Genomic DNA, 24,212 nt, shown 5'->3' on the forward strand with positions numbered 1-24,212 from the left:
AACAGGGTCTGCCACTGCCGGACCATGCCCAGGTTGCCGTTGTTGATGATGGCGATCTTGACCGGGATGCCCTCCAGCGCGCAGGTGGCGAGCTCAGCGAAGACGACCGACCTCCGGGGAGCGTCGGATGATGCTGGGAGCCGCCTGAGAGGGCTCCGAGGTAGTTCCGAGGTGAGCACGAGGCGGCGGCGAGGACCGGCGGCCAGACTTGGCTCCCATGCGACTCGGCCGGTGGATCCCCTGGGCGGTGGCCGGCCTGGTGGTGCTGGCCGGCGCTGCTTTCGGCGTACGCGCGCTGCTCGCCGGCGACGCCGAGCCGGCGGCCGCCCCCGCCACCGCGACGGCCGACCGGGGTGCGGTCACGGCCCAGGTCGCCACCACCGGGACGGTCCAGCCCGCGCAGACCCGCAGCCTGTCGTTCACCGCCGCCGGCACCGTGGAGAGCGTCAAGGTCAGCGCCGGCACCGTGGTGACGGCCGGCCAGGTGCTCGCGTCGATCGGCGACGACTCCGCGGCCGAGGCCGTCGACACCGCCCGTGACAACGTCGACTCGGCCGAGGACGCGCTGACCGCGGCCCGTGCGGCGGCCACGAAGAGCGCCGCCACGACCGCTTGCGACGTCGCGGCCGCCGCCCCCGCGCCGACCTCCGCCTCGCCGTCGTCCTCGCCCCGCCCGTCCGCCTCCGCGAGCACGCGCCCCACCAGCGGCGGCGCGACGCAACAACCGCGGCCGTCCGCAACCACGCCGGCCCCGACCTGCGGGACGCAGCGGACCAGCCAGGGCGGCGGGACCCAGGGCGGCGACCAGATCTTCAGCGCCCAGCAGCGCCTCCACCAGGCCGAGAAGACCCTGGCCGACGCCGAGGACGCGCTGGACGGGACCACGATCACCGCCCCGATGGCCGGCCGCGTGCTGAGCGTTGCCGGCCGGGTCGGCAGCGGCGTGCGGGCCGGTTCCCCCTTCATCTCGCTGGCCGGGGCCACGATGGAGATCAGCGCCGACTTCCCCGAGGCCGACGCCGGCCGGCTCGCGGTGAAGCAGCGGGCCACGGTGACCCTGGCCGGGCCGTCCGAGGAGGCGGCGGCCACGGTGGTCCAGGTGGATCCGGTGGGTACGGACGACGGCACGATGGTCCGCTACGGCGTCGTGCTCGCCTTCGAGAAGGCGCCGGCCGACCTGCTCATCGGCCGGCGGGCGGCGCTGCGGGTGACCACCGGCTCGGCCGATGACGCGTTGCGGGTGCCCAGCACCGCGGTGCACGACGTGGCCGGCGACCGGGGGACCGTGCTGCGCGGCGGCGCCCGGGTCGCGGTCGGTGTCGGGCTGCGCGGTGACGCGTACACCGAGATCACCTCGGGTCTCACCGAGGGTGACGTGGTCAGCCGTTCCTGGTAATTCAGCGCGCTCCTACGACATTCATGGCGAATTCAAAGGAAGCGTTGATACTTCTTCCGGGTGCTTCCCGACAGCAGCGCCTCGACCGCCCTTCTCGCCGACCCGCCGCCGCGCGCCGGACGGGTCCTCGTCGTCGACGACGACGCCGCCGCGTCCGGCTTGCTCTCCGCCACGCTGCGGCTGGTCGCCTACGACGTCCGGGTGGTGACGTCCGGACAGGCCGCGCTCACCACCATCGACGAGTTCGAGCCCGACCTGATCGTGCTCGAGGTGGTGCTGCCGGACGGCGACGGGCTGGAGGTCGCGCGGCGGCTGCGGGCCGGCGGCCAGACCGTCCCGGTGCTGGTGCTGACCGCCCGGAACACGGTCGAGGACCGGGTGGCCGGGCTGGCCGCCGGCGCCGACGACTACGTCACCAAGCCGTTCAGCATCGAGGAGGTGGTGCTGCGGATCCGGGCCATCCTGCGCCGGAGCCTGCCCGGCCCGGCCGCCCCGCCGACCGGGGCCACGTTGCGCTACGCCGACCTGGAGCTGGACGAGGACGCGCACGAGGTGCGCCGGGCCGGCCGCCTGGTCGACCTCTCCCCCACCGAGTTCAACCTGCTGCACTACCTGCTCTGCAACGCCGGCCGGGTGGTCAGCAAGGCGCAGATCCTGGACCGGGTGTGGAAGTACGACTTCGGTGGCGACGGGCGCATCGTCGAGTCGTACGTCTACTACCTGCGCCGCAAGATCGACACGGTCGGCCCGCCGCTGCTGCACACGGTCCGCGGCGTCGGGTACACGCTGCGCCGCCCGCGAGTCGACTCCGAGGCCACTCCGAGGTTCTCTTGAGCCGCGATCTCCACAGTGGGCGCGTGCCCTTCCTGTCGCGGCTCCGCCACCCCTCCGTGCTCGTCAACATCGCGCTGGTGCTGCTGCTGGCCGGTGGCGGCTACGCGATCTACCGGGTCCTGGCGGGACCGTCGACCGCGCAGGCCGCGGGCTCGTCCGTCCGGGCCGTGGCCGCGCAACAGGGAACCGTCACCAAGACCGTGACCGCCGACGGCTCGGTGGCCGCCGCGAGCACGGCGAACGCCACGTTCACCACCGGTGGCACGGTCACCGCGATCTCGGTGAAGGTCGGTGACCGGGTCACCAAGGGCCAGCGGCTGGCCAAGGTGGACCCGGCCGCCGCGGAACGGACGCTGAACACCGCGCGGGCCGACCTGGACGCGGCCGAGGACGCGCTGGACCGGGCGCAGGACGCCGGCTCCGACACGTCCGGCGCCGAGAACGACGTCGAACAGGCCCGGCTCGCGGTCGACGAGGCCGAGGCCGGCGTCGACGGCACCGTGCTGACCGCGCCGATGGCCGGCACCGTGGTCGCGGTCAACGGCACGCTGGGCAGTGCGGCCACCGGCTCGTCGAACAGCCAGGGCGGCGCCCAGCAGCCGGCCTCGACGACCACCACCACCACCACCACCACCGACAGCACCGGCTTCATCGACATCGCCGACCTCACCAGGCTGTCGGTGACCGCCCAGTTCGCCGAGGCCGACGCGACCACGCTCAAGGCCAAGCAGGCGGCCACGGTCACCTGGAACGCCCTCGACGGCGTGCAGGAGGGCGCCAAGGTCGCCGCGATCGATCCCCAGGCCACCTCGTCGTCGTCGGGCACCTCGTCCGGCCAGAGTGAGGGCTCCTCGGTCACCTACGGCGTGACGCTCACCCTGGACAAGGTGCCGACCGGCGCCAAGCCCGGCCAGACGGTGTCGGTGGCGGTGGTGACCGGCGAGGTCGACGACGCGGTCTTCGTGGTCTCGCAGGCGGTCACCACGGCCGGGCGGCGACACACGGTGACGGTTCTCAACGGCGCCGCCCAGGAGGTCCGGCCGGTCGAGATCGGCCTGGAGGGCGACTCGGCCACCCAGATCACCTCGGGGCTCGCCGCCGGCGAGCGGGTGGTCCTGCGCGAGACCACCACGACGGGTACGCAGCAGAACGGCGGCCAGTTCCGGGGCGGCGGCGGGCTGGGCGGGCTGACCGGAGGCGGCGGCCCGGCGGGCGGCGCACCGGGCGGCGGCATCCCGGCCGGCGGCGGGCAGAACCGGGGTGGACGATGAGCCGGCCCGTCCTCAGCATCCGTGACCTGCGCAAGACCTACGGCGAGGGCCCGACCGCGGTGCACGCCCTGCGCGGCGTCACGCTGGTCGTGCCCCGGGGCGAATACCTCGCGATCATGGGCTCGTCCGGCTCCGGCAAGTCCACGCTGATGAACATCCTGGGCGCGCTCGACGTGCCCACCTCGGGCAGCTACCGGCTGGACGGGGTGGACGTCAGCCGGCTCGCCGACCGGCAGCTCGCGCTGGCCCGGAACCGGCTGATCGGCTTCGTGTTCCAGGCCTTCAACCTGATCCCGCGGACCACGGCGCTGGCCAATGTGGAGCTGCCGCTGGCGTACGCCGGGATGAAGGCCAGGACCCGCCGGCGCCGCGCCCTCGACGCGCTGGACCTGGTCGGCCTGGCCGACCGGGCCGGGCACGAGCCCAACCAGCTCTCCGGCGGCCAGCAGCAGCGGGTCGCGGTGGCCCGCGCGCTGGTCACCGAGCCGGCGCTGCTGCTCGCCGACGAGCCCACCGGCAACCTCGACAGCCGCTCCACCGAGGACATCCTCGACGTGTTCGACCAGCTCAGCGCGGCCGGGCGAACCATCGTGCTGATCACTCACGAGCGCGAGGTGGGCGACCGGGCGGGCCGCCTGATCCGCCTGGTCGACGGTCAGATCGTTTCCGACGTACGCCAAGAGCCTCATCTCACGGGCCGGCACAGCGCATGAGCGTCGCGGAGGTCATCCGGTTCGCGTTGCGCGGGCTGTCGGCCAACAAGCTGCGCTCGGCGCTCACCATGCTGGGCATCCTGATCGGCGTGGCGGCGGTGATCCTGCTGGTCGCGGTGGGCAACGGCTCGGCCCAGGCGGTCGCCTCCCGGATCGAGGCGCTCGGCACCAACACGGTGACCGTGCTCGGCGCCGGTCGCAGCGCCACGCTCACCCTGCCGGTGGCCGAGGCCCTCGACGACAGGACGCTGGCGCCCGACGTGGCCTCGGTGTCGCCGGTGGTCAGCGCGGCCGCGACGCTCACCTACGACGGCAGCGACCACGACGTGAACAGCTTCGTCGGCACCACGCCCGGCTGGTTCGCGGCGTCCAACACCCCGGTCGGCCGGGGCGCCGCCTTCACCGCCGACGACGAGGCGCAGGGCCGCCGGGTGGTCGTCATCGGGCAGACCGTGGCCGAGGAGCTGTTCCCCGGCGTCGACCCGATCGACCAGCAGGTCACCGTGGGCGGGGCGCTGTTCACCGTGGTCGGGGTGCTCGCCGGGAAGAGCTCGACCGGCTTCCAGGACAGCAACGACACCGCGGTCGCCCCGCTCTCGGCGGTGCGTCAGGTCCTCACCGGGTACGGCGCGCTGAACTCGATCCTGGTCGAGGCGTCGTCGCCCGGCCGGGTCAGCGCGGTGCAGTCCCAGGTGTCGTCCATCCTCGACCAGCGCCTCGGTGTCACGGCCGGCGACACGGCCCCCTACCGCATCCAGAACGCCTCCCAGCTGCTGGAGACGCAGACCGAGACGGCCGACACGTTCACCGCGCTGCTCGGGGCGGTGGCCGCGATCAGCCTGCTCGTCGGCGGCATCGGGATCACCAACATCATGCTGGTCACGGTGACCGAGCGGACCCGCGAGATCGGCATCCGCAAGGCGCTCGGCGCGCCCCGGCGGACCGTGCTGACCCAGTTCCTGATCGAGGCCACGCTGTTGAGCGTGATCGGGGGCGCGCTGGGCGTGCTGGCCGCGCTGATCGGCAGCCGGTTCGAGATCGTCGGCGTACGCCCGGTGATCGTACCCAGCTCGGTCGCGCTGGCCCTGGGCGTCTCGATCGCCATCGGCCTGTTCTTCGGCGGCCTGCCCGCGGCCCGCGCCGCCCGCCTCCGCCCCATCGACGCCCTGCGCTACGAATGAGGACCCGCCCGTGACTGCCTCCCCTTCCCCCGAGGACACCGTGACCATCCCGGTGGCCGACGACGAGCCGCCGCAGGACGGGCTGGCCGCCGAGCTGGCCCAGGCCGCCCCGCGGCGCTGGCGCAACCGGGCGACCATCCCGCTGATCGCGCTGGCGCTGGTCGCGGGCGGCTTCCTGGGTGGCGTGCTGACCGAGCAGAAGACCGGATCGGGGCAGCGGGCCACGGCCGGTTTCCCCGGCGGCGCCAACTTCCCGGCCGGCGGATTCGCGGCCGGTGGCTACGGCCAGCGGGGCGCCGGCGGAACCGGCACACCACAAGGCGGCATCCCACAAGGCGGCACCCCGCAAGGCGGCGCCGCCACCGCGCCGGCGGCCGGGAGGGCGACCACGGGCACGGTCAAGCTCGTGCAGGGCGCCACGATCTACGTCGAGACGGCGGACGGCACGGTGATCACCGTGAAGACCGGAACGGACACCTCCGTCCGTACCTCGGCCCCGGCCAAGCTCAGCGACATCAAAGCCGGCGCCAAGGTCTCCGTGCAGGGCGCCGCCGCAGGCGAGGACGCCGTCACGGCCACCACCGTCACCACGCAGTAGTGGTCCCTATACGCGCTCAGAGCTGCTCTGAGCGCGTATAGGCACCACCCGGGCTGTTACCTGAGCCACTTTCCTGACCGATCGGTCAGAGACTGTCCGATCGGTCAGGCACCATAGGGCGCATGGTTCGCGTCAGCACGCGCGACGAGATCCTCCGGGTCGCGGGTGACCAGTTCGCCCGCGTCGGGTTCAAGGGGACGTCGCTGCAGGACATCGCCGTCGAGGTGGGCTGCTCCAAGGCCGCGCTGCTCTACCACTTCGCCGGCAAGGAGCAGATCCTGCTCGCCCTGGTCTCGACGGCCGAGACCGCGCTGGCCGACCTGCTCGCCGACCTCGACGACCGGGACGACGAGACCGCCCAGGCGCTGGCCATCGAGCGCTTCGTCGACCTCGTGCTGCACTACCGGCGCGAGGCCGCCCTGGTCTACGAGGTCGTGCCCCAGTTCCACAGTGAGCCGGCCTTCTACGGCGTCCTCCAGCACGCCGACAAGCTGTGCGCCGCGGTCACCGCCCGCTCCGGCGATCCCGCCGAGATCATCGCCGCCCAGACCGTGATGCACGGGATCGTCAACGTCGCCATCGACGACAAATGGGACGCCGCCGAGCTGCGTCCCGCACTCCTGCGCGTCGCACGGCGCGCGCTGATCACCACCCCTCACCACGACAAGGATTGAGATGGCAACCCTTCTCTACCGGCTCGGCCGGGCCTCGTTCCGCCATCGCACCGCGGTGGGCCTGCTGTGGCTCGTCGTTCTGGTCGCCCTGGGCGCCGGGGCGCTGACCCTGCGCGGCGAGACCGGCAACAACTTCACCATGCCGGGCACCGAGTCGCAGCGCGCGATCGACGCCCTCCAGCACGAGTTCCCCGAGGCCAGTGGGGCCACCGGCGTGATCGTGGTGCAGGCCCCGGCGGGCCAGACGCTCCAGCAGCCGACGGTCGCCAACGCGGTCATGGGCCTGGTCAAGGAGGCCAACGGGCTGCCCGGCGTGCTCGCCGCGGTCGACCCCTTCCAGGCCAAGGCGATCACCCCCGACGTCCGCACCGCGATGATCAACGTGCAGTTCAAGGAGCGCGCGGACACGATCACCCAGGAGCAGAAGGACGCGTACCTGGCCAGCGGTAAGGCCGCCGAGCAGGCCGGCCTGCGGGTCGAGCACGGCGGCGAGGTGCTCAGCGCCCCGCCCGAGGTCGGCGGCACCGAGGCCATCGGCGTGGTGATCGCGCTGATCGTCCTGCTGGTGACCCTCGGCTCGCTGGTCGCGGCCGGGATGACCATGCTGAACGCGCTGATCGGCGTGGGCGCGGGCATGGCCGGGCTGTTCGCCCTGAGCGACGTGATCGAGCTGACCAGCACCGCGCCGGTGCTGGCGCTGATGCTCGGCCTGGCCGTCGGCATCGACTACTCGCTGTTCATCACGTCCCGCCATCGGCAGAACCTGGTCGAGGGGCTGGACCCGGAGGAGGCCGCCGGGCGTGCGGTCGGCACCGCCGGGTCGGCCGTGCTGTTCGCCGGGGTCACGGTCATCATCGCGCTGGCCGGGCTGTCCGTGGTCAACATCCCGTTCCTCACGGTGATGGGTCTGGCCGCCGCCGGCACGGTCGCGGTGGCGGTGCTGGTGGCCCTCACCCTGCTGCCCGCCCTGCTCGGCTTCGCGGGGCTGCGCATCCTGCCCCGCAAGCTGCGGAGCGACCCGGCGTCGGCCCCGGTCACCGAGGGTTTCGGCTTCCGCTGGGCGCGGCTGGTCATCAAGCTCCGCGTACCCGTCATCCTGGTCGGCATCCTCGGCCTCGGCGCGCTGACGCTGCCCGCGCCGGACATGCGCCTCGCGCTGCCCGCGCCCGGGTCGAGCGCCGAGGGCTCGCCCGCGCGGCTGGCCGCCGACCTGGTCACCAGCACCTTCGGGCCGGGCTTCAACGGCCGGCTGGCGCTGGTCGTGTCGAGCGACTCGCCGGAGACCACCGCCGCGGCCGCCGGAGAGGTCAATGAGAAGCTCCAGGGCACGCCGAACCTGCTGTTCATCACGCCGCCCAACCCGAGCGGCGACAAGAAGACCATGGTCATCGGACTGATCCCCAAGGACGGCCCGACCTCGGTGAGCACCGAGGATCTGGTTCATGAGGTACGCGACCGCACGCACAACCTCGGCGGCGCGGACGTGTCGGTGACCGGCCAGACCGCGATCGGCATCGACGTGTCCGAGAAGCTGTCCGACGCGATGCCGATCTACCTGCTGCTCGTGGTCGGCCTGTCGGTGCTGCTGCTGATGCTGGTCTTCCGGTCGATCCTGGTGCCGATCAAGGCCGCGCTGGGCTTCCTGCTCACCGTCGGCGCCACCTTCGGCATCACGGTGTTCATCTTCCAGCAGGGCCACCTGGCCGGCCTGGTCGGCCTGGAGACCCCCGGCCCGCTGGTCAGCTTCCTGCCGATCCTGCTCATCGGCATCCTGTTCGGCCTGGCCATGGACTACGAGGTGTTCCTGGTGTCGCGGATGCGCGAGGACTTCGTGCACGGCGAGACCCCGTACCACGCGGTGGTCGGCGGCACCGGCCACGGCGCCCGGGTGGTGACCGCGGCGGCGCTGATCATGACCAGCGTCTTCGCCGGCTTCGTGCTGATCGAGGACCCGGTCATCAAGTCGATGGGCTTCGCCCTGGCCATCGGCGTGGCGATCGACGCCTTCGTCGTCCGCATGACCATCGTGCCGGCCGTGCTGTCCCTGCTGGGCCGCGGCGCCTGGTGGATCCCGGCCTGGCTGAACCGGATCCTGCCCGACGTCGACATCGAGGGCGAGAAGCTGCGCAAGCAGATCGACGCCCCGCCGACCGCCGACACGTCGCCGGAACCGGCCCGGGTCTGATCCACCGGATGGGGTGTGGCTCCCGGGCCGCACCCCATCCTGCTTTAATCTCCGCCGTGCCCCCCTCCCGTCCTGTCATCCTCCTCAGTGGACTGCTGACCCTGGTCATCCTCGCCGCCGCCGGCGTCATCTGGTTCCTCCGGCCGGGCCCGGCCGCGACGGAGCCGACCCCGGTCACGGTGGCCGATCAGATCCGGGCGGTGTTCGACGCGCAGGCCGCCGCCTACCGCGACAAGAACGAGGCCGGCTGGCTCGCGCCGGTCGACGAGACGATCCTCATCCGCTACGGGGCGACCTTCCAGAACCTGCAGAAGCTCGGCGTGTCCGAGGTGGAGTTCGTGCCGAACCTGGGAGCGGTGGACGCGACCGCCGCCTCGGTCGCCTTCGACGTCGACCTGGCCTACTGCCCCGCGAAGCGGACCTGCCCGCCGGGCGCCGGCCGGCCCGTCGTCCACTACCGGATGGAGATGGTCCCGGGCGGGAACGGGCTCCAGGTGTCGAAGGTCGCCGAGAAGGACGGCCGCTTCGACACCCAGCCGGTGCCGTGGGACCGCGTACCCCTGGCCTTCGCCACCGGCGACCGGGTCGTGCTGGCCGGATCGCCCGGCGAGGCCGCGCACGTCAAGCAGATCCTGCCCGAGGCGGAGAAGGCCGCGCGGACCGCCGGTCGACCAGGCCGCGCAGGCCACCCTCGGCAGGTCTTTCGCCACCGCGGACAAGGCCTGCGTGACCCGCATCCGGACGATGGTCCGTTAACTCAATGAACGGGCCACCGCCGTCAGGGTGGTGATCGACTCCTGTTCCAGCGCCTCGTCCTCCTCGACCGGCCAGGCGCTCGTCTTCACGATCACCACCTCTGCCGCCGGGTCGACGAAGAGGTACTGGCCGTGCACGCCGATGCCGGTGAAGCGGCCGTCCTCCAGCGTCCACCACTGGTTCGAGTAGCCCGCAGCGGCCGAGGCCGGGGCGAGCAGGCCCGGTTCCTCGATCATCAGCTGCCCGACCCGGGCCAGGTCGCGGGCGGTCGCGTTGAGGCCGCCGGCGCTGATCGCGGTGCGCGGCTTCGAGCGCGAGAGACCGTAGTAGGCGTCCGACTCGGCGCCCATCGGCTGCCACAGCCGTCGTGACGCGTACGCCGCGATCGGCTCCTGTGTCGCCGCCTCCAGCACCCAGCCGAGCACCTGCGCGTCGAACGTCGAGTAGTTGAACCGCGCGCCGGGCACCGACAGCCGGGGCGCCGACCGCACGATCGCGGTCACGTCGCCACCGTTGAGCACGGCCCGTTCGAAGCGGCGGATCGCGGTGTCCGTACCCCAGATCTCCTCGTCACCGACGCCGCTGCGCATGTCGAGCAGGTCGGCGATCGTCACCCCGTCGTAGCCGGAGCCGTGGAAGTCGGGCCGGTAGTCGGTCACCGTGTCGCCGACGCTCCCGATCAGGCCGTCGGCCAGCGCCGCGCCGACCAGGATCGAGGTGATCGACTTCGAGAGCGAGAAGACCTGCATCCGGGTACGCCGCCCGGCGAACACGCCCGGGTAGCTCTCGTGCACGATCCGCCCTCGGTGCAGCACCACGAACGCGGTGGTGTGCGTACGCCGGTGGAAGCCGGCCAGGTCGAGCGGGCGCTTCTCGCAACGCAGCGGCCGGCAGACCGATCCGCGCGCCACGCGGGCGGTCGGCAGCAGCCAGTTCATGTGGGTGAAGGTCCACTCGTTGAGCGGTCGTCGCATGACGCGGTCGGTCTGCCGCTCCCACCACGACGGCGGGCTCTGGACAGTGGTGTACGGCGGAGCACTGGTGATGGTCATGTCGGTCCCCGGTTTCGTTCGGGGGCGCGCCCGATCTCTGCTGTGGAATACGCGTGGTCCCGGCCGTCCGGTTCGCGCAAGATGGTCGCGGTGTGGGAAGCCTTGCGCGTAAGAGATTTCCGGCTGCTCTGGCCGGCCCGGCTGATCAGCCAGCTCGGCACGTGGTTGCTGGTGGTCGCCGCGCCGGCCTACGTCTTCGAGCTGACCGGCTCGGTGGCCGCGACCGGGCTCACCCTGGCCGCCGAGTTCCTCCCGCCGCTGCTGCTCGGCCCGATCGCCGGCGTCCTCGCCGACCGCTGGGACCGCCGCCGCGTCATGATCGCCGCCGACCTGCTCCGCGCCGCCGCCGTGGCCATGCTGCTCCTGGTCGACTCCCCCGGAACCGTCTGGCTGGTGTACGCCGCCCTCATCGTCGAGAACGTCGGCGCGGTCCTCTTCAACCCCGCGGCCCAGGCCCACACCCCCGCCGTGGTCGGCACCGGCAGCGCCCTGAGCAGCGCCAACGCCTTGAACGGGGTGACCGACGGCGCGGTCCGCCTGATCGCGGCGCCGCTGGGTGGCGCGCTGTTCGCCGTGGCCGGCTTCGCGCCCCTGGTCATCGTCGACGCGGGCACCTACGTGGTGTCGGCGATCCTGATCCTGTGCACGTCGCGGCGGGCCGCGGTCCCGTCGGCGACCAGGCCGAGGATCCGTGCCGGCCTGGCGTTTATCCGTCGCTCGCCCGTCGTCCGGGCGCTGCTGCTGGTCAGCACGGTGTTCCTGGCCGCCAACGCGTGCTTGTCGGCGCTGCTCATCCCGTACGGCATGACCGTGCTCGGCGGAAGCGCCCAGATCGGCCTGGTGATCTCGGCCCTGGGCGTGGGTTTCCTGATCGGCGCGCCGGTCATGCGGGCGCTGGTCGACCGCCTGCGCCCCGGCCACCTGCTGGGCGCATCGCTCGCCGCGACCGGCCTGGGTTTCGTGGCCCTGTTCTCGTCGCGCTCGCTGCCGCCGGCCCTGGTGGCGGCGGTCGCGATCGGACTGACCGGGTCGATCACGCTGGGCGCGACCCAGACGACGATGCAGCGCGTGACGCCGGCCGAGGTGCTGGGCCGCACCAGCGCCGCGATGTTCACGGCCGAGGCCGCGGCGACGCTGTTCGGCGCCCTGGCCGGTCCCGCCCTGGCCGCGGCGACGTCGATCGCCTGGACGGCCCGGGCGTCCGGCGTGACCGCGGCCCTGTGCGGGGTGCTCGCGGCCGTGCTGCTCAGCGGCCGACCGTACCGTCCGCCTGCTCGCGAATGATGTCGGCGTGCCCCGCGTGCCGCGCCGTCTCCTCGATCATGTGGATCAGCACCCAGCGCATCGTCGGCGGCCGTACGCCCTCCTCCAGCACCCGCGACCCCACCGCGTCGAGGTCGGCCGCCTCGACGATCGCGTTCGTCTCGGCCGTCTTGGCCCGGTAGGCGGCGACCAGCCCTTCGAGGGTGTCCGCGTCCTCGACGGCGTCCGCCTCCGGTCCACGCCACACCTCCGAGCCGGCGTAGTACCAGACGAACCACCGGTGTTCCGCCCGGGCCAGATGCCGGAGCAGCCACAGCAGGCTGGTGCCCGACCCCACGGCCGGCCGCCGCGCCACCTCGTCGGAGACCCCGGCCGTCTTGGCGATCACCGCCTCGCGCACGTAGTCGAGAAACGCGACCAGCGTGGCCTTCTCACCGGTGTCCACCGCGGGCGGCCGCTGATCTCCCCTGGTCATCGCCTGATCCCGTACCGGCGTTGGATCATGCGCTCGGCCGCACGCCGGGTGATCAGTCTTCGCAGCGCGAACACCAGCGGCGCCCCGCTCCCGACCGCGTAGAACGGCCGCGGCCGCTCCGCCTCGACGGCGGCGATGATCGTACGCACGACCCGGCCGACCGGCGTACCCCCGCGCTCGTTGCTGTTGAGGGCGGACAACACGGTCGCGAAGTCCTTGGCGTGCACCGAGTCCTCGGCCACGTAGGTGGTGCGGCGTTCGCTGATGCCGGTCCGGATCGAGCCCGGCTCGACCGTGGTCAGCCACACCCCGAACGGCGTCAGCTCGTACCGCGCGGCCGTGGCGAACCCGCGGATGGCGGCCTTCGACGCGACATAGGACGACCGGTAGGCGATCGGGAACGAGGCCACCATCGACCCGACCATGACGACCCGCCCGTACCCCCGCGCCCGCATCCCCGGCAGCGCGAGCTGGGTGAGCCGCACCGCCCCGAACACGTTCGTCTGGAACAGCCGCCGCACCGCGTCCCCCGGCAGATCCTCCAGCGGCCCCGACTGGCTCTCGCCCGCGTTGTTGATCAGCACGTCGACGCCGGCGAGGGTGGGCCCGAGCCGATCGATCGACGCGTCGTCGTTGAGGTCGAGGGCCACGAACTCGACCCCGTCGACCGCCGGCGCCGCCTCCGGGTCACGGCTGGTGCCGAGCACCCGGTACCCCCGCGCCACCAGCGCCGCCGCGGTCGCCCGCCCGATCCCCGACGATGCTCCGGTCACCAACGCCGTTCGACTCATCCCGGCAGCATAGGGTGATTGCCATGACGTGTCCCTGCGGCCTGGGCCTCCCCTACGCCGAATGCTGCGGCCCTGCCCACAACGGCACCGCCCCGCCCACAGCCGAATCCCTGATGCGCTCCCGCTACACAGCGTTCGCCATGAACCGCCCCGACTACCTGCTCAGCACCTGGCATCCGGACACCCGCCCGGCCACCATCGAGCCCGACCCCGGCACGCAATGGACGGGTTTGACGGTGCTCGCGGCCCGCGGCGGCCTGCTCGACACCGAGGGCGAGGTCGAGTTCGTGGCCCGCTACCTCACCGCCGGCCGCCGCGCCCGCGTCCAGGAACGCAGCCGCTTCCTCCGCCACGACTCCAAGTGGGTCTATTGGGGGGCCCTCTAGATCAAAGTCAACGTCCGGCCAGATCAAAGTCAACTTCATGCTCAGGTACGAGCGACCAACACCCCAACCGCAACACCGATCCGACGTGGCACCCCGCGGCCGGCCGGCCAGGCACGGCCGTGAACGCGCCTTTCGCGTGACCGGTCACTCCAGCCAGCCACCCGCCGCGGCCCCGGCGACCGAGCCGTCGGGCAACGCGCATGGCGCCGCGGTCAGACGACCCGCGTGACGGCGCTGTCGGCGACGCGGGTGGTGGCGAGGTCAGGCGACGCGGGTGGTGGCCTTGATCAAGGTGTTGAGGGTCGTGCGCTGCCAGGGGCCGGAAGTGATGACCACGGCGTGGTCCAGGCCCAGGTCGGTGAGGCGGGTGAGCTGGGCGGTGATGTCGTCGATGGTGGCGGTGGGAAGGACTCGGGTGCTGATGGTCTTGTCGATCTCGGCCGGGTCGCGGTTCTCGGTGTCGCAGTGGCGGGCCAGGACGTCGAGCTTGTGGCGCACCGTGCGGCCGCCGTCGGGGATGTCGAAGATGTTGCAGGCCTGGGCGTAGCGGGCCACCAGGCGCAGGGTCTTCTGTTCGCCGGCGCCGCCGATCAGGATGGGCGGATGGGGGCGGGTCGCCGGCAACGGGCGGCCGATCGGATTCTGGGCGCTGACGTGCGTACCCGTGAAGGGTTGGTCGTTGCCGGACCACATCTGGAGGGCGAGCCGGACGGTCTCCTCGACCTGCTCGAAACGCTCCGCCGTGGCCGGCAACGGCAGGCCCATCATGGTCGCCTCGCCCTGGTGGTAGCCCGCGCCCAGCCCCAGCCAGGCCCGGCCGCTGGAGAGCACGTCGATGGTCGTGACCGCCTTCACCAACAGTGCCGGCGGGCGGAATGACACCGCGGTGACCATCGCGCCCAGGCGGATCCGCTCGGTGATCGCGGTGAGGTGACCGAGCGTCGCATACGCCTCGAGCATCGGGTCGGTCGGCTCGGTGCCGGGTTCGGCCTGCACCAGGTGGTCGGCGACCCAGAGCGTGTCGAGACCGCCCTCGTCCGCCTGCCGCGCGATCGCGTCCAGCTCGTTGACGGCCGGCCAGGTGAAATTGGTGACGCCCAGGCTCACTCGCATGCCCCGCTCCAATCCTAGAGTCACCCTAACTTTAGAGCGACCCTGCTAAGATTGGCCAGTGGGATTGCGGGAGCTGAAGAAGGAGCGCACCCGACAGCTGATCAGCGAGTCGGCGAACCGGCTGTTCGCCGAGCGCGGCTTCGACGCCGTCCGGGTGGCCGAGGTGGCCCGCGCCGCGGAGGTGTCCGAGGCGACGGTGTTCAACTACTTCCCGGCCAAGGAAGACCTGTTCTTCGCCGGGCTCGACGACTTCGGCGACCGTCTGGTGGCGGCCGTCCATGATCGACCGCCCGGCGAGCCGGTCCTCACCGCGTGCCGCCGCGAGCTGCTCCACGGCAACCGCTGGCTCGAGGCGATCGACGCCGGCGACACGACCGCGCGCGACCGGGCCCGGACGATCGGCCGGGTGATCGCCGGCAGCCCCACCCTGCGGGCCCGGGAGCGCCTCGCCCTCGACCGCATCGCCGCCGCGCTGACCGCCGAGCTGGGCGGCACCTTCGAGGCCCAGGTGATGGCCGGCGCGATCGCGGCCCTGCACGCGGCCCAGATCCGGCTGACCCGCGAGCTGGCCGCCGACGGCGAACCGGGCAACCTGGCCGCGACCGCCCACGAGCAGGCCGCCCGAGCCTTCGACCTGCTGTCCACCGGTTTCGGCGCGCGCTGACGCTCTACTTGCGCCAGTTCTCGAGGCGGGTGGCGGCGCGGGCGGCCAGGTGTTCGGTGTCGGCGCGGTCGGCCGAGCCCGATTCCCAGCCGGTGTCGCTGACCACGGCGACCGCGTCGCCGACCCGGATGGCGCTGAAGTAGACGCGGTGCAGCGAGCCGTCGCCCGCCGGGACGCCCTCGTCGGTCATGGCCGGGTGGTTCCGTTCGATCAGCAGCGACTCGTCGCCCGCGCCGAGCGGGCCACGCGACACGTTCTTGTCGTTCTTCGGGGACGGGCAGTCGCGGACGGCCGCGCGGAGGTCGTCCATGAACTGCTCGGCGCCGTCCCCGCGGAAGACCATGATGTCCTCGAAGACGGCCGACTTCGGGGTCGAGTCGGGCGGCGCGTCGGCGGATCGGTAGTACATCAGCTGGGTGGCCCGGATGCCGAGGTCGCCTCGCTGCTCGTACCCGTTCCCGCAGAATTCCGGCAGGTCGTGATCGCCGGCGCCCTGGCGCTCGGGGGTGCCGCCCTCGCCGGGAGCGTCCGACGCCTGGAGGAAGGCGCGCGCGGGGATCGACGACGGGATCTCGGGCGTCTCGGGCGTTTCCGGTGGCGGCGATGACTTCGACGTGGTCGACGGGGTCGATCTCGCCGGCGCCACGGCGGACGGGGACGGGGAGGGCGACGGTGATGGCGACGTCAGGGTCGGGCTGGCCGCGGGCACCGGTGGTGGTTCGTCCCGGTCGGGGCCGGCGAGCACCATCCGGGCGCCGACGGTCACGCCGGTGACCAGCACGATCACGGCGGCCGCGCCGGCCACGGCCCGGGACAGGGTCTGCCGGTCGCCGCGGCGGCGGACGGCCCGCGCCGGCGCGAGCTGGGCCCGGTCGGCGTCCGCGGACAGGGAGGCGAAGGCGCGCTCCAGATCATTCGACATCGTGCGCCTCCAGAAGCGTCTTCTCGTGCGCCGGGCCCGGCGCCAGGATCGCGGCGAGCTCCAGCCGCCCGCGGCGCAGCCACGAGGTGACGGTGCCGACCGCCACCCCGGTCTCGGCGGCGATGTCGTTCACCGGCATGTCGTACAGGTAGAAGAGGACCAGGGCCTGCCGCAGGTTCATCGGGAGCTTGCGCAGGGCAGAGCCGAGGAGTACGGACGTTTCGCCCGGTGGGGCCGCGGGTTCAGGCGGTCCGGTACGGATCAGAGCCGCCCGCCACCCGCTCAGCCTGCGCCACCGATCGGTGGCCAGCCGGTTGACCGTCAGCCGCACCCAGGCCTCGGGCGCCGGATGATCGGCCACCGTCCGCCAGTGCCGCCAGGCCCGGGTGTACGCCTCCTGCACCACGTCCTGCGCATCGCCGAGATCCCCGACCATCGCGTACCCGTACCGCACCATGCGCGCGGAGGTGTCCCGGTAGAACTCGTCGAAGGCCTCGCTGTCCCGCATCCCCGCTCCCCCCGCTCGCCTCTTCAGCTAACGGGCCACCCCGGCGGTTTGCTGCACCTTTTCACGAACCACCTATTCGGGCGTCCGCGCCTCCGGCGTTCGCCGAGTACGCCCACCCGCCTCACCGCGATCCCGAGCTCCACGGTCACCGGGGCCGCCGAGGACTGCCCTCAATCGCGTTGAACAGCGGAAACGCCGCCACTGAGAGACCCGTCGGCCACGACGAGCCCCTCGGCTCGCCGATTTTGGGCTTGCGCGCACGGACCCGGAAGGGCTCGGGCCATCTCCGATGGGCCCCAGCCCGTAGCCCGCGGGAGCATACGATCCGTACCCCGACGAACGCGGGAAACAAAGCCCTTTGAACTTGATCTTGGCCTTGAAGGCGCCAATCGCGAAGATCGCGGCCGGAAGCGGCAGCTACGACAGGATCAGGCGCAGCGAGCGCTGGACGTGCACGGTCCAGACGGTCACCAGCTCGCGGGCCACGGACAGGCGGGTCGGCGCCGGGTCCGATGCGCGCCACGTGCTGATCACGGTCATGGCGGAAATTCTGGCCGCGCCGGGGCAGCGAACGGGTCGCGGCCCCGGCGCAGGTGGGTTGCATCACCCGGCGTCACCAGAAGAGTGTTACCGGATGGTGACCGTGGCGTTCAGGTTGTTCAGGCCGGTGCTCGCGTCCCAGGTGCCCTGGTTGGCGAGGCGGATCGAGTACTCCGGCCGGGTGGCCAGCAGCGGGTCGGGCAGTTCCAGGTACAGCTGGTACTGACCGGTCGGCAGGGACGAGGGAACGGTCACCGACTGGTTGATCGACGCCGTGGCGCCGGCCGCCCAGGTTCGCGGGTCCGAGGAGAGGGCCAGCCGGGTCAGCGCCCCACTGGACGCGTTGCGCAGCACCAGTTTCACGTTGCGCGGGTTGTACGGCGCGGCGTAGCCCTCGTTGCGGACGCCGATGGTGACCGGCAAGGCGCCGCCGCGGGTGGCCGAGGCGGGGTAGGTGCCCGAGGTCAGCGCCAGGCGGTAGCCGAGTTTCCGGGTGACATCGGTGATGCAGGAGGTCCAGGTGTTGAGGACGTCCCGGTTGTAGTCGGTGTTCAGGTACGACCAGTGGAAGCCGGCCAGCTCGGCCGTCGCCGTCGGGCACTGGGAGCGCGGCGGGTTGACCACGCAGGTCTCGCCGCCCATCGGCACCCGGAGCGTGTCCTGCTGGAGGTACGGGTATTCGACCGACGGGTTCTCGTAGGTGCCGAAGTCGTCGGGGCTGGCCAGGAAGCAGTCGTTGTGGTGGCCGATCCGCGGCACCGTGGTCGAGGTTCCGTACATCGTGCGCTTGAACTTGGGGGTGCGCAGCTGGATGGCCCTCGACGAGGGGACCACGCTCAGCAGCTTGTCGGTGACCGCCTTCCGGTCCCGCCAGTTCTGCTCGTTGATCACGCCCTCGTCGCCGAAGTTCCGGGTGTCCCACCACTCGCCCCAGGTGCCGATCATGCCGGCCTGCACGACCGAGATCACGTCGGCGTTGTTCCGCAGGTAGGGCGCGAGCTGGTCGAGGTGCGACGACACCTGCGCGGGGGTCGCGTCGGCGTCGTCCGAGTCGGTGTACGCGAACCGGAGGACGACCTTCAGGCCGGCCCGGCGAACGGTGTCCAGCTGCGACTGGAGGTGCGCCAGGGCCGCCGGCGCGATCGGTGAGGTGCGGTAGGAACGCAGGTAGAAGATGCACATCACCAGGGAGATGGACTGGGACGTCCGGTAGGACCGCAGCGTCGCCTCGTCGAAGGTGGACGAGTCGCAGTCACCGGTGTGGTGGTAGAAGCCCCGCTCGGGATTGGCGAAGACCTCGGTCGACGGTGGGTAGGAGACGTTGGAGCATAACGACGATCCGGTGAGCAGAGACGCGAGTAGAGCGACAGTGGCGATGATCTTCATTGCCTCACCCCTTTATTCCGGTCTGTGCGATGCCCTGGATGAACTGCCGTTGCAGGAACACGAAAACGACGATGACCGGCAGCGACGCGAGCAGCGAGCCGGCCATCAGCACGGGGTAGTCGGTCTGGTACTGGCCCTGGAGTGACGCGAGCCCGGCCGACAGCGTCATCGTCGACGGATCGCTGTTCACCACCAGCGGCCAGAAAAGGTCGTTCCAGGACCAGAGAAGCGTGAGTACGGCCAGCGCGACCAGCCCCGGCCGGGCCAGCGGGAGGACGATCGACCAGTAGATGCGCAACGGCCCGGCGCCGTCGATGCGGGCCGCCTCCTCCAGCTCGACCGGCAGGCTGAGGAAGAACTGCCGCAGCAGGAACACGCCGAACGCGCTGAACAGGCCGGGCACGATCAGCGCCTGGAGACTGTTGAGCCAGCCGAGATCGGACATGATCTGGTACTGCGGGATGATGAACAGCTGCGGCGGCACCATCAGCACGCTGAGGATGACCGCGAACAGCACGCGCTTGCCGGGGAAACGCAGCCGCGCGAAGGCGTAGGCCGCCATCGAACAGAACAGAACCTGTCCGAGGGTACGCGCCAGCGCCATGATCACCGTGTTGAGGAACTGGGTCCCGAACGGCAACAGGTCGAAGACCCGCCCGTAGTTGGCCCAGTGTCCCTCCGGCAGCAGCGAGGGTGGCACGGCCGTGGCGGCGGACAGCGTCTTGAGCGACGTGATGATCTGCCAGACGAACGGCACGACCATGGCCAGCGACGCCGCGATCAGCACGGTGTGCAGCAGGGCGCGCCTAGGCATAGTGCACCCACCGGCGCTGGAGGCGGAACTGCACCGCGGTCAGGATCACGATGATCAGCAGGAGCAGCATCACGATCGCGGCCGCGTACCCCCGGTCGTTGGTCACGAAGGCCCGGTCGTAGAAGAGCTGGACCACCGTCTGCAGGCGGGGGAAGGCCGGGTTGGCCCGCGCCGACGCGCCCGAGCCGGCGATGACGAAGACCAGGTCGAAGAGCTGCAGCGACCCGATCACCGAGATCACCGAGACGAAGAACGCGGTCGGCGACAGCAGCGGCAGGGTGATCCGGAAGAACTGCCGGACCGGGCCGGCGCCGTCCAGCGAGGCGGCCTCGTAGTAGTCGGCCGGGATGGACTGCATGCCGGCCAGCAGGATGATCATGTTGTAGCCGATGCTGCTCCAGACCCCGATCACGACCAGCGCGTAGAGGGCGGTGTCAGGGTCGGCGATCCAGTTCGGCCCATCCACGCCGACCAGCGACAACCCGTAGTTGATCAGGCCGTAGTCGCCGTTGTAGAGCCAGCGCCAGACCATCGCCACGGCCACCGGCATGGTCACGTACGGCAGGAAGAACAGGGTGCGGTAGACGCCGACCCCCCACATCTTCCGGTTGAGCAGCGCCGCGCACACCATCGCGAGCGGGATCGAGAGCAGACCCAGGGCGGTGTACGTGAAGGTGTTGACCAGCGCCCGGCCAAGTTCCGGGTCGCCGGCCAGCCGCACGTAGTTGTCGAGCCCGGACCACTCGTGGCCGCCGAACGCGCCCCACTCGGTGAACGAGAAGTAGGCGGTCTGCAGCACCGGCCACAGGTAGAAGACCCCGAGCCCGAGGGCCGTGGGCGCGATCAACGCGTACGCCCACAGCGCCTCGGACACCCGGTCCTTGCGACGTGCCACCCTCACTCCTTGGCGAGCAGGTCGTTCATCGCCTTGGCCAGTTCGACCGACGCCTGGTCGACCGGCTGCTGCCCGTTCCAGGCCTTGGTGAGGTAGGTCAGCTCGGCCTCGTTCCAGGCGGCGGTGTTCTTGGAGACCGGGAACGGCACGGCGTAGCTCACCGAGTCGAGGAAGGTCTGGAGCTTCAGGTTCGGGTACTTGGCCACCCAGGCCTGCTGGGTGCCGTTGTACGCCGGGATCGGCCCGGTCTTGCCGAGGATCTCCGCCGCCTCCTTGGAGCCGAGGTACTTGACGAACTCCCACGCCTGGTCGGGGTGCTCGCTCTTGGCGCCGACCACGTTCGACACGCCGTGGATGATGGTCGCCTGCTTCTCACCCTTGGGCAGCGGCGCCACGTCGACCTTGTCCTTGGCGTAGTCGTTCCCGGTGAACTCGGAGACGTTCCACGACCCGCCCCAGTACATGGCCACCTTGCCCGACTCGAAGAGCTGGAGCGGCACCGTGTCGGTCATCGTCTTGAGGTCGGGCGACTGCTTCTTGTCGAGCAGGTCGGTCCAGAACTTCAGGCCGGCGATGGTCTTCGGGTCGTCGTACCCGGACTTCTTGCCGTCCGGCGAGATCACGTAGCCGCCGGCCTGGGCGATGGTGTTGTACTGGTATTCCTGGAAGCTGGTCAGCTCGGCCGCGGTGCCGTAGACGCCGGCCTTGGCGTCGGTCAGCTTCGCCGCCGCGTCCTGGAAGTCGGCCCAGGTCCAGCCGTCCTTCGGGTACGCCACCTTCTTCGCGTCGAAGAGCTTCTTGTTGTACCAGACGCCGATGGTGTCCATGTCCTTCGGCAGCCCGTACTGCTTGCCGTCGAAGGTGTAGAGGTCGACCAGCGCCTTGGGGTAGACCGACGCGTCGACCTGCTCCGGGTTGGGCGCGATGACCTTGTTGGAGGCGTACAGCTGGAAGTTGGGGCCGTTCATCCAGAACACGTCGGGGGCGGCGCCCCCGGTGACCGCGGCCTTCAGCTTGGTCCAGTAGCCCTCCCAGGGCGTGAGCTGGACATTGACGGTGACGTTGGGGTGCGTCTTGGTGAACGCCGTGGCCAGCTCCTGCATGGCCGGCTGCTGGTTCACGTCCCAGACGCCGTAGGTCAGGGTGACCTTCTCGTTGGGGTCGGCCGCTTTGTCGTCCCCGCCGGAGCAGGCGCCGGCGGTCAAGGTGAGTCCCACGGCCAGCAGGGCCGTGCCACAAAGTTTCAAATTCAGAAATATCCTGGAGCCCATGGAAATTATTTAGTGCACTGCGACGCCGATCACAAGGCACTCGGGGCAAACGGTCATCCTCGAATGAGCGAGAAGCGGTCCTCGGCCGAGTCCAGGGCGAGCTTGGCGGCGCCCAGCGCCACCCCCTCGTCGGCCAGGGTCGAGACCCGGATCTCCGGCGTACGCAGGACCCAGCGGTCCAGTTCCTGACGCAGCGGCCCGATCAGCACGTCGGCCGACCGGGAGAACCCGCCGCCGATCACCACCAGCTCCGGGTCGAGCGTCAGGACCAGCGCGGACACGCCCAGCGCGAGGTCTTTCACGTAGCGCCGGACGGCGGCCAGCGCGGCCCGGTCACCGGCTCGCGCCGCAGCGAAGATGTCGCTCCCGCTCGGCCACGCGGCCAGGTGGTCGGGCGCCCGCTTCCAGCCCACCACGGGCAGCGCGCCGAGCTCGCCGGCGCCCTGGGCGAACCCGCGGTGCAGCCGGCCGCCGATGATCAGGCCGGCCCCGGTGCGCCAGCCGGACAGGATGAAGACCAGGTCGGAGACATACCGGGCGACCCCCCGCCAGGTCTCGGCCAGGGCCGCCAGCTTGCTGTCGTTCTCGACCAGCACCCGGCCCGGCACCAGCCGGGACACGTGCGCGGCGAGGTCGATCCCGGTCCACTCGGGCAGCGCGTCGGACAGCAGCACCCGGCCCGAGCCGTCGACCCAGCCGGTGGTCGCCACCCCGGTCGCCCACAACCGGTCGGCGATCGGCCCGGCCTCGCGCAGCACCCCGGTGACGGCCCGGTCGACCGCGGCCAGCCGTTCCCGCCGGCCCAGGTCGGTGGTCACCTCGACCCGCCGGCTGTGCAGCACCGTGCCGTCCAGGTCGGTGACCAGGGCCAGCACCTTGTGGCCGCCGACGTCGACGCCGAGCAGGTGGCCGGCGCCGGCGTTGAAGCGGTACCGCCGGGCCGGGCGGCCCACCCCGCCCGCCGCCGGTTCGACCTCGGTCACCCAGCCCAGATCGAGCAGCTCACGCACCACGTCCTCGGTCGAGGCGCGGGACAGGCCGATCCGTTTGGACAGTTCCGTCAGGGTCAGGGACGGCTCGTCCCGCAGCGTCCGGATCGCGCTGTGCGCGTTGAGCTGACGGAGGCGGGAGAGATCCCCGCCGGCGAGATGCGCGGTCAACGTGTCCCCTTGGCGTACGGCCGTCTCGGTGCTTTTAATGGAGTCCTTGTTAATTAAACGCGAAGGGACGCCATGTCTGCGGTGACTCTAGCTCTCGTCGGGGCCGGCCTTCGGGGTCAGGCGTACGCACGGCACGCCGTCTCGACCGGTGACGCGCGTGTCGTCGCCGTCGCCGAGCCCGACCCCGGCCGCCGCACGGCCGCCGCCGCCGAATTCGGCATCGCGCCCGAGTTCGTCTTCGACTCCTGGTCCGGCCTGGTCGCCGAGCCCCGGCTGGCCGACGCGGCGATCGTCGCGACCCAGGACCGGATGCACCGCGACCCCGCGGTCCGGCTCGCCGACCTCGGCTACCACCTGCTCATCGAGAAGCCGCTGGCGCCGACCGAGGAGGACGCGGCGGCCATCGTCGAGGCGGCGGTGCGCAACAAGGTGATCGCCGCGGTCTGTCACGTGATGCGCTACACGCCCTACACCCGGCTGGTCAAGGGCCTGCTGGACACCGGGCGGATCGGGAAACTGGTCAGCGTGCAACACCTGGAGCCGGTCGGCTGGTGGCACTTCGCGCACTCGTTCGTGCGCGGCAACTGGCGCAACACCGAGGAGTCCGGTCCGCTGCTGCTGACCAAGTGCTGCCACGACATCGACTGGCTGGTGCACCTGTTCGGGCAGCTGCCCGAGCGGGTGTCGTCGTTCGGCAGCCTCAGCCACTTCCGGCCGTCCGAGCGCCCGGCCGGCGCGGCCGATCGGTGCCTCGACTGCTCGGTCGAGTCGACCTGCCCGTACTCGGCCAAGCGGCGCTACGAGCAGGCCCTGGCCGACCCGGACGACCACTTCTGGCCGCTGGGCGCGGTCACCCCGATCGCCACCGAGGAGTCGCTGCGGACGGCGCTGCGCGAGGGCCCGTACGGCCGCTGCGTCTACGCCTGCGACAACGACGTGGTCGACCACCAGGTGGTGAACCTGGCCTTCCCGGACGGCGCGACCTGCTCGTTCACGGTCAGCGCGTTCACCCCGATGGAACACCGCCGCACCCGGCTGCAGGGCACCCGCGGCTACCTCGACGGCGATGGCCGGCACGTGACGCTGCTCGACTTCGTCACCGGCGAGACCGAGGTGTTCGACTCCGAGGAGGCGGGCGGCTCGTCGGCGGCCGACGGGCACGGTGGCGGCGACGAGGGCCTGACCGAGGCCTTCATCGCGGCCGTGGCCGGCGGCGACCCGGCCCTGCTCCCCTCCGACCCGGTGGAGAGCCTGGCCACCCACCGCGTCGTCTGGGCCGCCGAGCAGGCCCGCCTCCGCGACGAGGTGATCCGCCTCTGAGTCTGGTGGTAGCCCAGGGCGGCATCCGGCCCGCGGATACCGTC

26 protein-coding genes are annotated in these 24,212 nt (G+C 71.5%); 13 read left to right on the plus strand and 13 right to left on the minus strand.

Features of this window, described 5'->3' with window-relative positions:
• The coding region (locus AB0M54_RS33225) for a thiamine pyrophosphate-dependent enzyme (protein ID WP_364475827.1) at positions 1–179 on the minus strand (179 nt) is incomplete at its 3' end.
• 38 nt (positions 180–217) lie between these two features.
• Between AB0M54_RS33225 and AB0M54_RS33230 the strand changes: the two genes are divergently transcribed.
• From AB0M54_RS33230 to AB0M54_RS33270, 9 genes are all read left to right on the plus strand, one after another.
• Positions 218–1,396, plus strand: coding sequence for an HlyD family efflux transporter periplasmic adaptor subunit (locus tag AB0M54_RS33230; RefSeq protein WP_364475682.1), 1,179 nt, complete (start codon positions 218–220; stop codon positions 1,394–1,396).
• Positions 1,397–1,456: 60 nt separating this feature from the next.
• The gene (locus AB0M54_RS33235; protein WP_364328670.1) at positions 1,457–2,230 is read left to right on the plus strand and encodes a response regulator transcription factor; all 774 of its coding nucleotides are present in this window, start codon (positions 1,457–1,459) and stop codon (positions 2,228–2,230) included.
• A gap of 23 nt (positions 2,231–2,253) precedes the next feature.
• Positions 2,254–3,501 carry an efflux RND transporter periplasmic adaptor subunit gene (locus AB0M54_RS33240; protein WP_364475684.1) on the plus strand — a complete coding sequence of 416 codons (1,248 nt, stop codon included), beginning with the start codon at positions 2,254–2,256 and terminating at the stop codon, positions 3,499–3,501.
• Positions 3,498–4,214, plus strand: coding sequence for an ABC transporter ATP-binding protein (locus tag AB0M54_RS33245; protein WP_364328676.1), 717 nt, complete (start codon positions 3,498–3,500; stop codon positions 4,212–4,214). The genes AB0M54_RS33240 and AB0M54_RS33245 overlap by 4 nt, the downstream gene beginning before the upstream one ends.
• The gene (locus AB0M54_RS33250; RefSeq protein ID WP_364328678.1) at positions 4,211–5,395 is read left to right on the plus strand and encodes an ABC transporter permease; all 1,185 of its coding nucleotides are present in this window, start codon (positions 4,211–4,213) and stop codon (positions 5,393–5,395) included. The genes AB0M54_RS33245 and AB0M54_RS33250 overlap by 4 nt, the downstream gene beginning before the upstream one ends.
• A 10-nt stretch (positions 5,396–5,405) precedes the next feature.
• On the plus strand, positions 5,406–5,993 hold the full coding sequence (locus tag AB0M54_RS33255; protein ID WP_364475686.1) for a hypothetical protein: 588 nt from the start codon (positions 5,406–5,408) through the stop codon (positions 5,991–5,993).
• A 122-nt stretch (positions 5,994–6,115) separates the two neighbouring features.
• A complete protein-coding gene (locus tag AB0M54_RS33260; RefSeq protein ID WP_364328684.1) occupies positions 6,116–6,667 on the plus strand; it encodes a helix-turn-helix domain-containing protein in 552 nt (183 codons plus the stop codon).
• Position 6,668: 1 nt separating this feature from the next.
• A complete protein-coding gene (locus AB0M54_RS33265; protein WP_364328687.1) occupies positions 6,669–8,852 on the plus strand; it encodes an MMPL family transporter in 2,184 nt (727 codons plus the stop codon).
• Positions 8,853–8,908: 56 nt separating this feature from the next.
• Complete coding sequence (locus AB0M54_RS33270; protein ID WP_364475688.1) at positions 8,909–9,616, plus strand: hypothetical protein; 708 nt, start codon at positions 8,909–8,911, stop codon at positions 9,614–9,616.
• On the opposite strand, the gene AB0M54_RS33275 is transcribed toward AB0M54_RS33270, so the two are convergent.
• A complete protein-coding gene (locus AB0M54_RS33275) occupies positions 9,605–10,660 on the minus strand; it encodes a serine hydrolase (protein ID WP_364328693.1) in 1,056 nt (351 codons plus the stop codon). The two genes, AB0M54_RS33270 and AB0M54_RS33275, sit on opposite strands and share 12 nt — an antisense overlap.
• Before the next feature lie 42 nt (positions 10,661–10,702).
• Between AB0M54_RS33275 and AB0M54_RS33280 the strand changes: the two genes are divergently transcribed.
• Positions 10,703–11,944, plus strand: a complete 1,242-nt coding sequence (locus AB0M54_RS33280; protein ID WP_364475690.1) for an MFS transporter — start codon at positions 10,703–10,705, stop codon at positions 11,942–11,944.
• Here the strand turns inward: AB0M54_RS33280 and AB0M54_RS33285 are convergent.
• Together AB0M54_RS33285 and AB0M54_RS33290 are read right to left on the minus strand one after the other, a co-directional pair.
• Complete coding sequence (locus AB0M54_RS33285) at positions 11,907–12,398, minus strand: DinB family protein (protein ID WP_364475692.1); 492 nt, start codon at positions 12,396–12,398, stop codon at positions 11,907–11,909. The genes AB0M54_RS33280 and AB0M54_RS33285 overlap by 38 nt on opposite strands.
• Positions 12,395–13,189, minus strand: coding sequence for an SDR family oxidoreductase (locus AB0M54_RS33290; protein WP_364328702.1), 795 nt, complete (start codon positions 13,187–13,189; stop codon positions 12,395–12,397). Before AB0M54_RS33290 ends, AB0M54_RS33285 begins: the two co-directional genes overlap by 4 nt.
• Before the next feature lie 23 nt (positions 13,190–13,212).
• Here AB0M54_RS33290 and AB0M54_RS33295 point away from each other — a divergent pair, with 23 nt between their 5' ends.
• The gene (locus AB0M54_RS33295; protein ID WP_364328705.1) at positions 13,213–13,575 is read left to right on the plus strand and encodes a YchJ family metal-binding protein; all 363 of its coding nucleotides are present in this window, start codon (positions 13,213–13,215) and stop codon (positions 13,573–13,575) included.
• Positions 13,576–13,836: 261 nt separating this feature from the next.
• Here AB0M54_RS33295 and AB0M54_RS33300 read toward each other — a convergent pair whose 3' ends face one another.
• A complete protein-coding gene (locus AB0M54_RS33300; RefSeq protein ID WP_364475694.1) occupies positions 13,837–14,688 on the minus strand; it encodes a TIGR03560 family F420-dependent LLM class oxidoreductase in 852 nt (283 codons plus the stop codon).
• Between the two features lie 58 nt (positions 14,689–14,746).
• On the opposite strand from AB0M54_RS33300, the gene AB0M54_RS33305 reads away from it, so the two are divergent.
• Positions 14,747–15,352, plus strand: coding sequence for a TetR family transcriptional regulator (locus AB0M54_RS33305; protein ID WP_364328711.1), 606 nt, complete (start codon positions 14,747–14,749; stop codon positions 15,350–15,352).
• Between the two features lie 4 nt (positions 15,353–15,356).
• Here the strand turns inward: AB0M54_RS33305 and AB0M54_RS33310 are convergent, their stop codons facing one another.
• The 8 genes from AB0M54_RS33310 to AB0M54_RS33345 form a co-directional block, all read right to left on the minus strand.
• Positions 15,357–16,274 (minus strand): hypothetical protein, encoded by a 918-nt coding sequence (locus AB0M54_RS33310; protein WP_364475696.1) that lies wholly within the window; start codon positions 16,272–16,274, stop codon positions 15,357–15,359.
• Positions 16,264–16,782, minus strand: coding sequence for a sigma-70 family RNA polymerase sigma factor (locus tag AB0M54_RS33315; protein WP_364475698.1), 519 nt, complete (start codon positions 16,780–16,782; stop codon positions 16,264–16,266). The genes AB0M54_RS33310 and AB0M54_RS33315 overlap by 11 nt, the downstream gene beginning before the upstream one ends.
• Positions 16,783–17,199: 417 nt before the next feature.
• Positions 17,200–17,322 carry a hypothetical protein gene (locus AB0M54_RS33320; RefSeq protein WP_364328723.1) on the minus strand — a complete coding sequence of 41 codons (123 nt, stop codon included), beginning with the start codon at positions 17,320–17,322 and terminating at the stop codon, positions 17,200–17,202.
• Between the two features lie 87 nt (positions 17,323–17,409).
• Positions 17,410–18,708 carry a DUF4832 domain-containing protein gene (locus AB0M54_RS33325; RefSeq protein ID WP_364475700.1) on the minus strand — a complete coding sequence of 433 codons (1,299 nt, stop codon included), beginning with the start codon at positions 18,706–18,708 and terminating at the stop codon, positions 17,410–17,412.
• A 4-nt stretch (positions 18,709–18,712) separates the two neighbouring features.
• On the minus strand, positions 18,713–19,522 hold the full coding sequence (locus AB0M54_RS33330) for a carbohydrate ABC transporter permease (protein WP_364328729.1): 810 nt from the start codon (positions 19,520–19,522) through the stop codon (positions 18,713–18,715).
• Complete coding sequence (locus AB0M54_RS33335; RefSeq protein ID WP_364475702.1) at positions 19,515–20,417, minus strand: sugar ABC transporter permease; 903 nt, start codon at positions 20,415–20,417, stop codon at positions 19,515–19,517. Before AB0M54_RS33335 ends, AB0M54_RS33330 begins: the two co-directional genes overlap by 8 nt.
• A gap of 2 nt (positions 20,418–20,419) precedes the next feature.
• Positions 20,420–21,634 (minus strand): sugar ABC transporter substrate-binding protein, encoded by a 1,215-nt coding sequence (locus AB0M54_RS33340; RefSeq protein ID WP_364328734.1) that lies wholly within the window; start codon positions 21,632–21,634, stop codon positions 20,420–20,422.
• Positions 21,635–21,741: 107 nt separating this feature from the next.
• Complete coding sequence (locus tag AB0M54_RS33345) at positions 21,742–22,848, minus strand: ROK family transcriptional regulator (RefSeq protein ID WP_364328737.1); 1,107 nt, start codon at positions 22,846–22,848, stop codon at positions 21,742–21,744.
• A 72-nt stretch (positions 22,849–22,920) separates the two neighbouring features.
• On the opposite strand from AB0M54_RS33345, the gene AB0M54_RS33350 reads away from it, so the two are divergent.
• Positions 22,921–24,168 carry a Gfo/Idh/MocA family oxidoreductase gene (locus AB0M54_RS33350; protein WP_364328740.1) on the plus strand — a complete coding sequence of 416 codons (1,248 nt, stop codon included), beginning with the start codon at positions 22,921–22,923 and terminating at the stop codon, positions 24,166–24,168.
• Positions 24,169–24,212 lie beyond the last annotated feature (44 nt).

Source organism: Actinoplanes sp. NPDC051470, from assembly GCF_040682035.1.
Taxonomy (GTDB): domain Bacteria; phylum Actinomycetota; class Actinomycetes; order Mycobacteriales; family Micromonosporaceae; genus Actinoplanes.

What these genes read in the sequence shown, in the direction of transcription:
- AB0M54_RS33265 (WP_364328687.1), top strand. Translation starts at nt 6,669, where the DNA reads ATGGCAACCCTTCTCTACCGGCTCGGCCGGGCCTCGTTCCGCCATCGC.
- AB0M54_RS33275 (WP_364328693.1), bottom strand. Translation starts at nt 10,660, where the DNA reads ATGACCATCACCAGTGCTCCGCCGTACACCACTGTCCAGAGCCCGCCG.
- AB0M54_RS33230 (WP_364475682.1), top strand. Translation starts at nt 218, where the DNA reads ATGCGACTCGGCCGGTGGATCCCCTGGGCGGTGGCCGGCCTGGTGGTG.
- AB0M54_RS33350 (WP_364328740.1), top strand. Translation starts at nt 22,921, where the DNA reads ATGTCTGCGGTGACTCTAGCTCTCGTCGGGGCCGGCCTTCGGGGTCAG.
- AB0M54_RS33295 (WP_364328705.1), top strand. Translation starts at nt 13,213, where the DNA reads ATGACGTGTCCCTGCGGCCTGGGCCTCCCCTACGCCGAATGCTGCGGC.
- AB0M54_RS33300 (WP_364475694.1), bottom strand. Translation starts at nt 14,688, where the DNA reads ATGCGAGTGAGCCTGGGCGTCACCAATTTCACCTGGCCGGCCGTCAAC.
- AB0M54_RS33310 (WP_364475696.1), bottom strand. Translation starts at nt 16,274, where the DNA reads ATGTCGAATGATCTGGAGCGCGCCTTCGCCTCCCTGTCCGCGGACGCC.
- AB0M54_RS33320 (WP_364328723.1), bottom strand. Translation starts at nt 17,322, where the DNA reads ATGACCGTGATCAGCACGTGGCGCGCATCGGACCCGGCGCCGACCCGC.
- AB0M54_RS33325 (WP_364475700.1), bottom strand. Translation starts at nt 18,708, where the DNA reads ATGAAGATCATCGCCACTGTCGCTCTACTCGCGTCTCTGCTCACCGGA.
- AB0M54_RS33315 (WP_364475698.1), bottom strand. Translation starts at nt 16,782, where the DNA reads ATGCGGGACAGCGAGGCCTTCGACGAGTTCTACCGGGACACCTCCGCG.
- AB0M54_RS33245 (WP_364328676.1), top strand. Translation starts at nt 3,498, where the DNA reads ATGAGCCGGCCCGTCCTCAGCATCCGTGACCTGCGCAAGACCTACGGC.
- AB0M54_RS33290 (WP_364328702.1), bottom strand. Translation starts at nt 13,189, where the DNA reads ATGAGTCGAACGGCGTTGGTGACCGGAGCATCGTCGGGGATCGGGCGG.
- AB0M54_RS33330 (WP_364328729.1), bottom strand. Translation starts at nt 19,522, where the DNA reads ATGCCTAGGCGCGCCCTGCTGCACACCGTGCTGATCGCGGCGTCGCTG.
- AB0M54_RS33250 (WP_364328678.1), top strand. Translation starts at nt 4,211, where the DNA reads ATGAGCGTCGCGGAGGTCATCCGGTTCGCGTTGCGCGGGCTGTCGGCC.
- AB0M54_RS33285 (WP_364475692.1), bottom strand. Translation starts at nt 12,398, where the DNA reads ATGACCAGGGGAGATCAGCGGCCGCCCGCGGTGGACACCGGTGAGAAG.
- AB0M54_RS33260 (WP_364328684.1), top strand. Translation starts at nt 6,116, where the DNA reads ATGGTTCGCGTCAGCACGCGCGACGAGATCCTCCGGGTCGCGGGTGAC.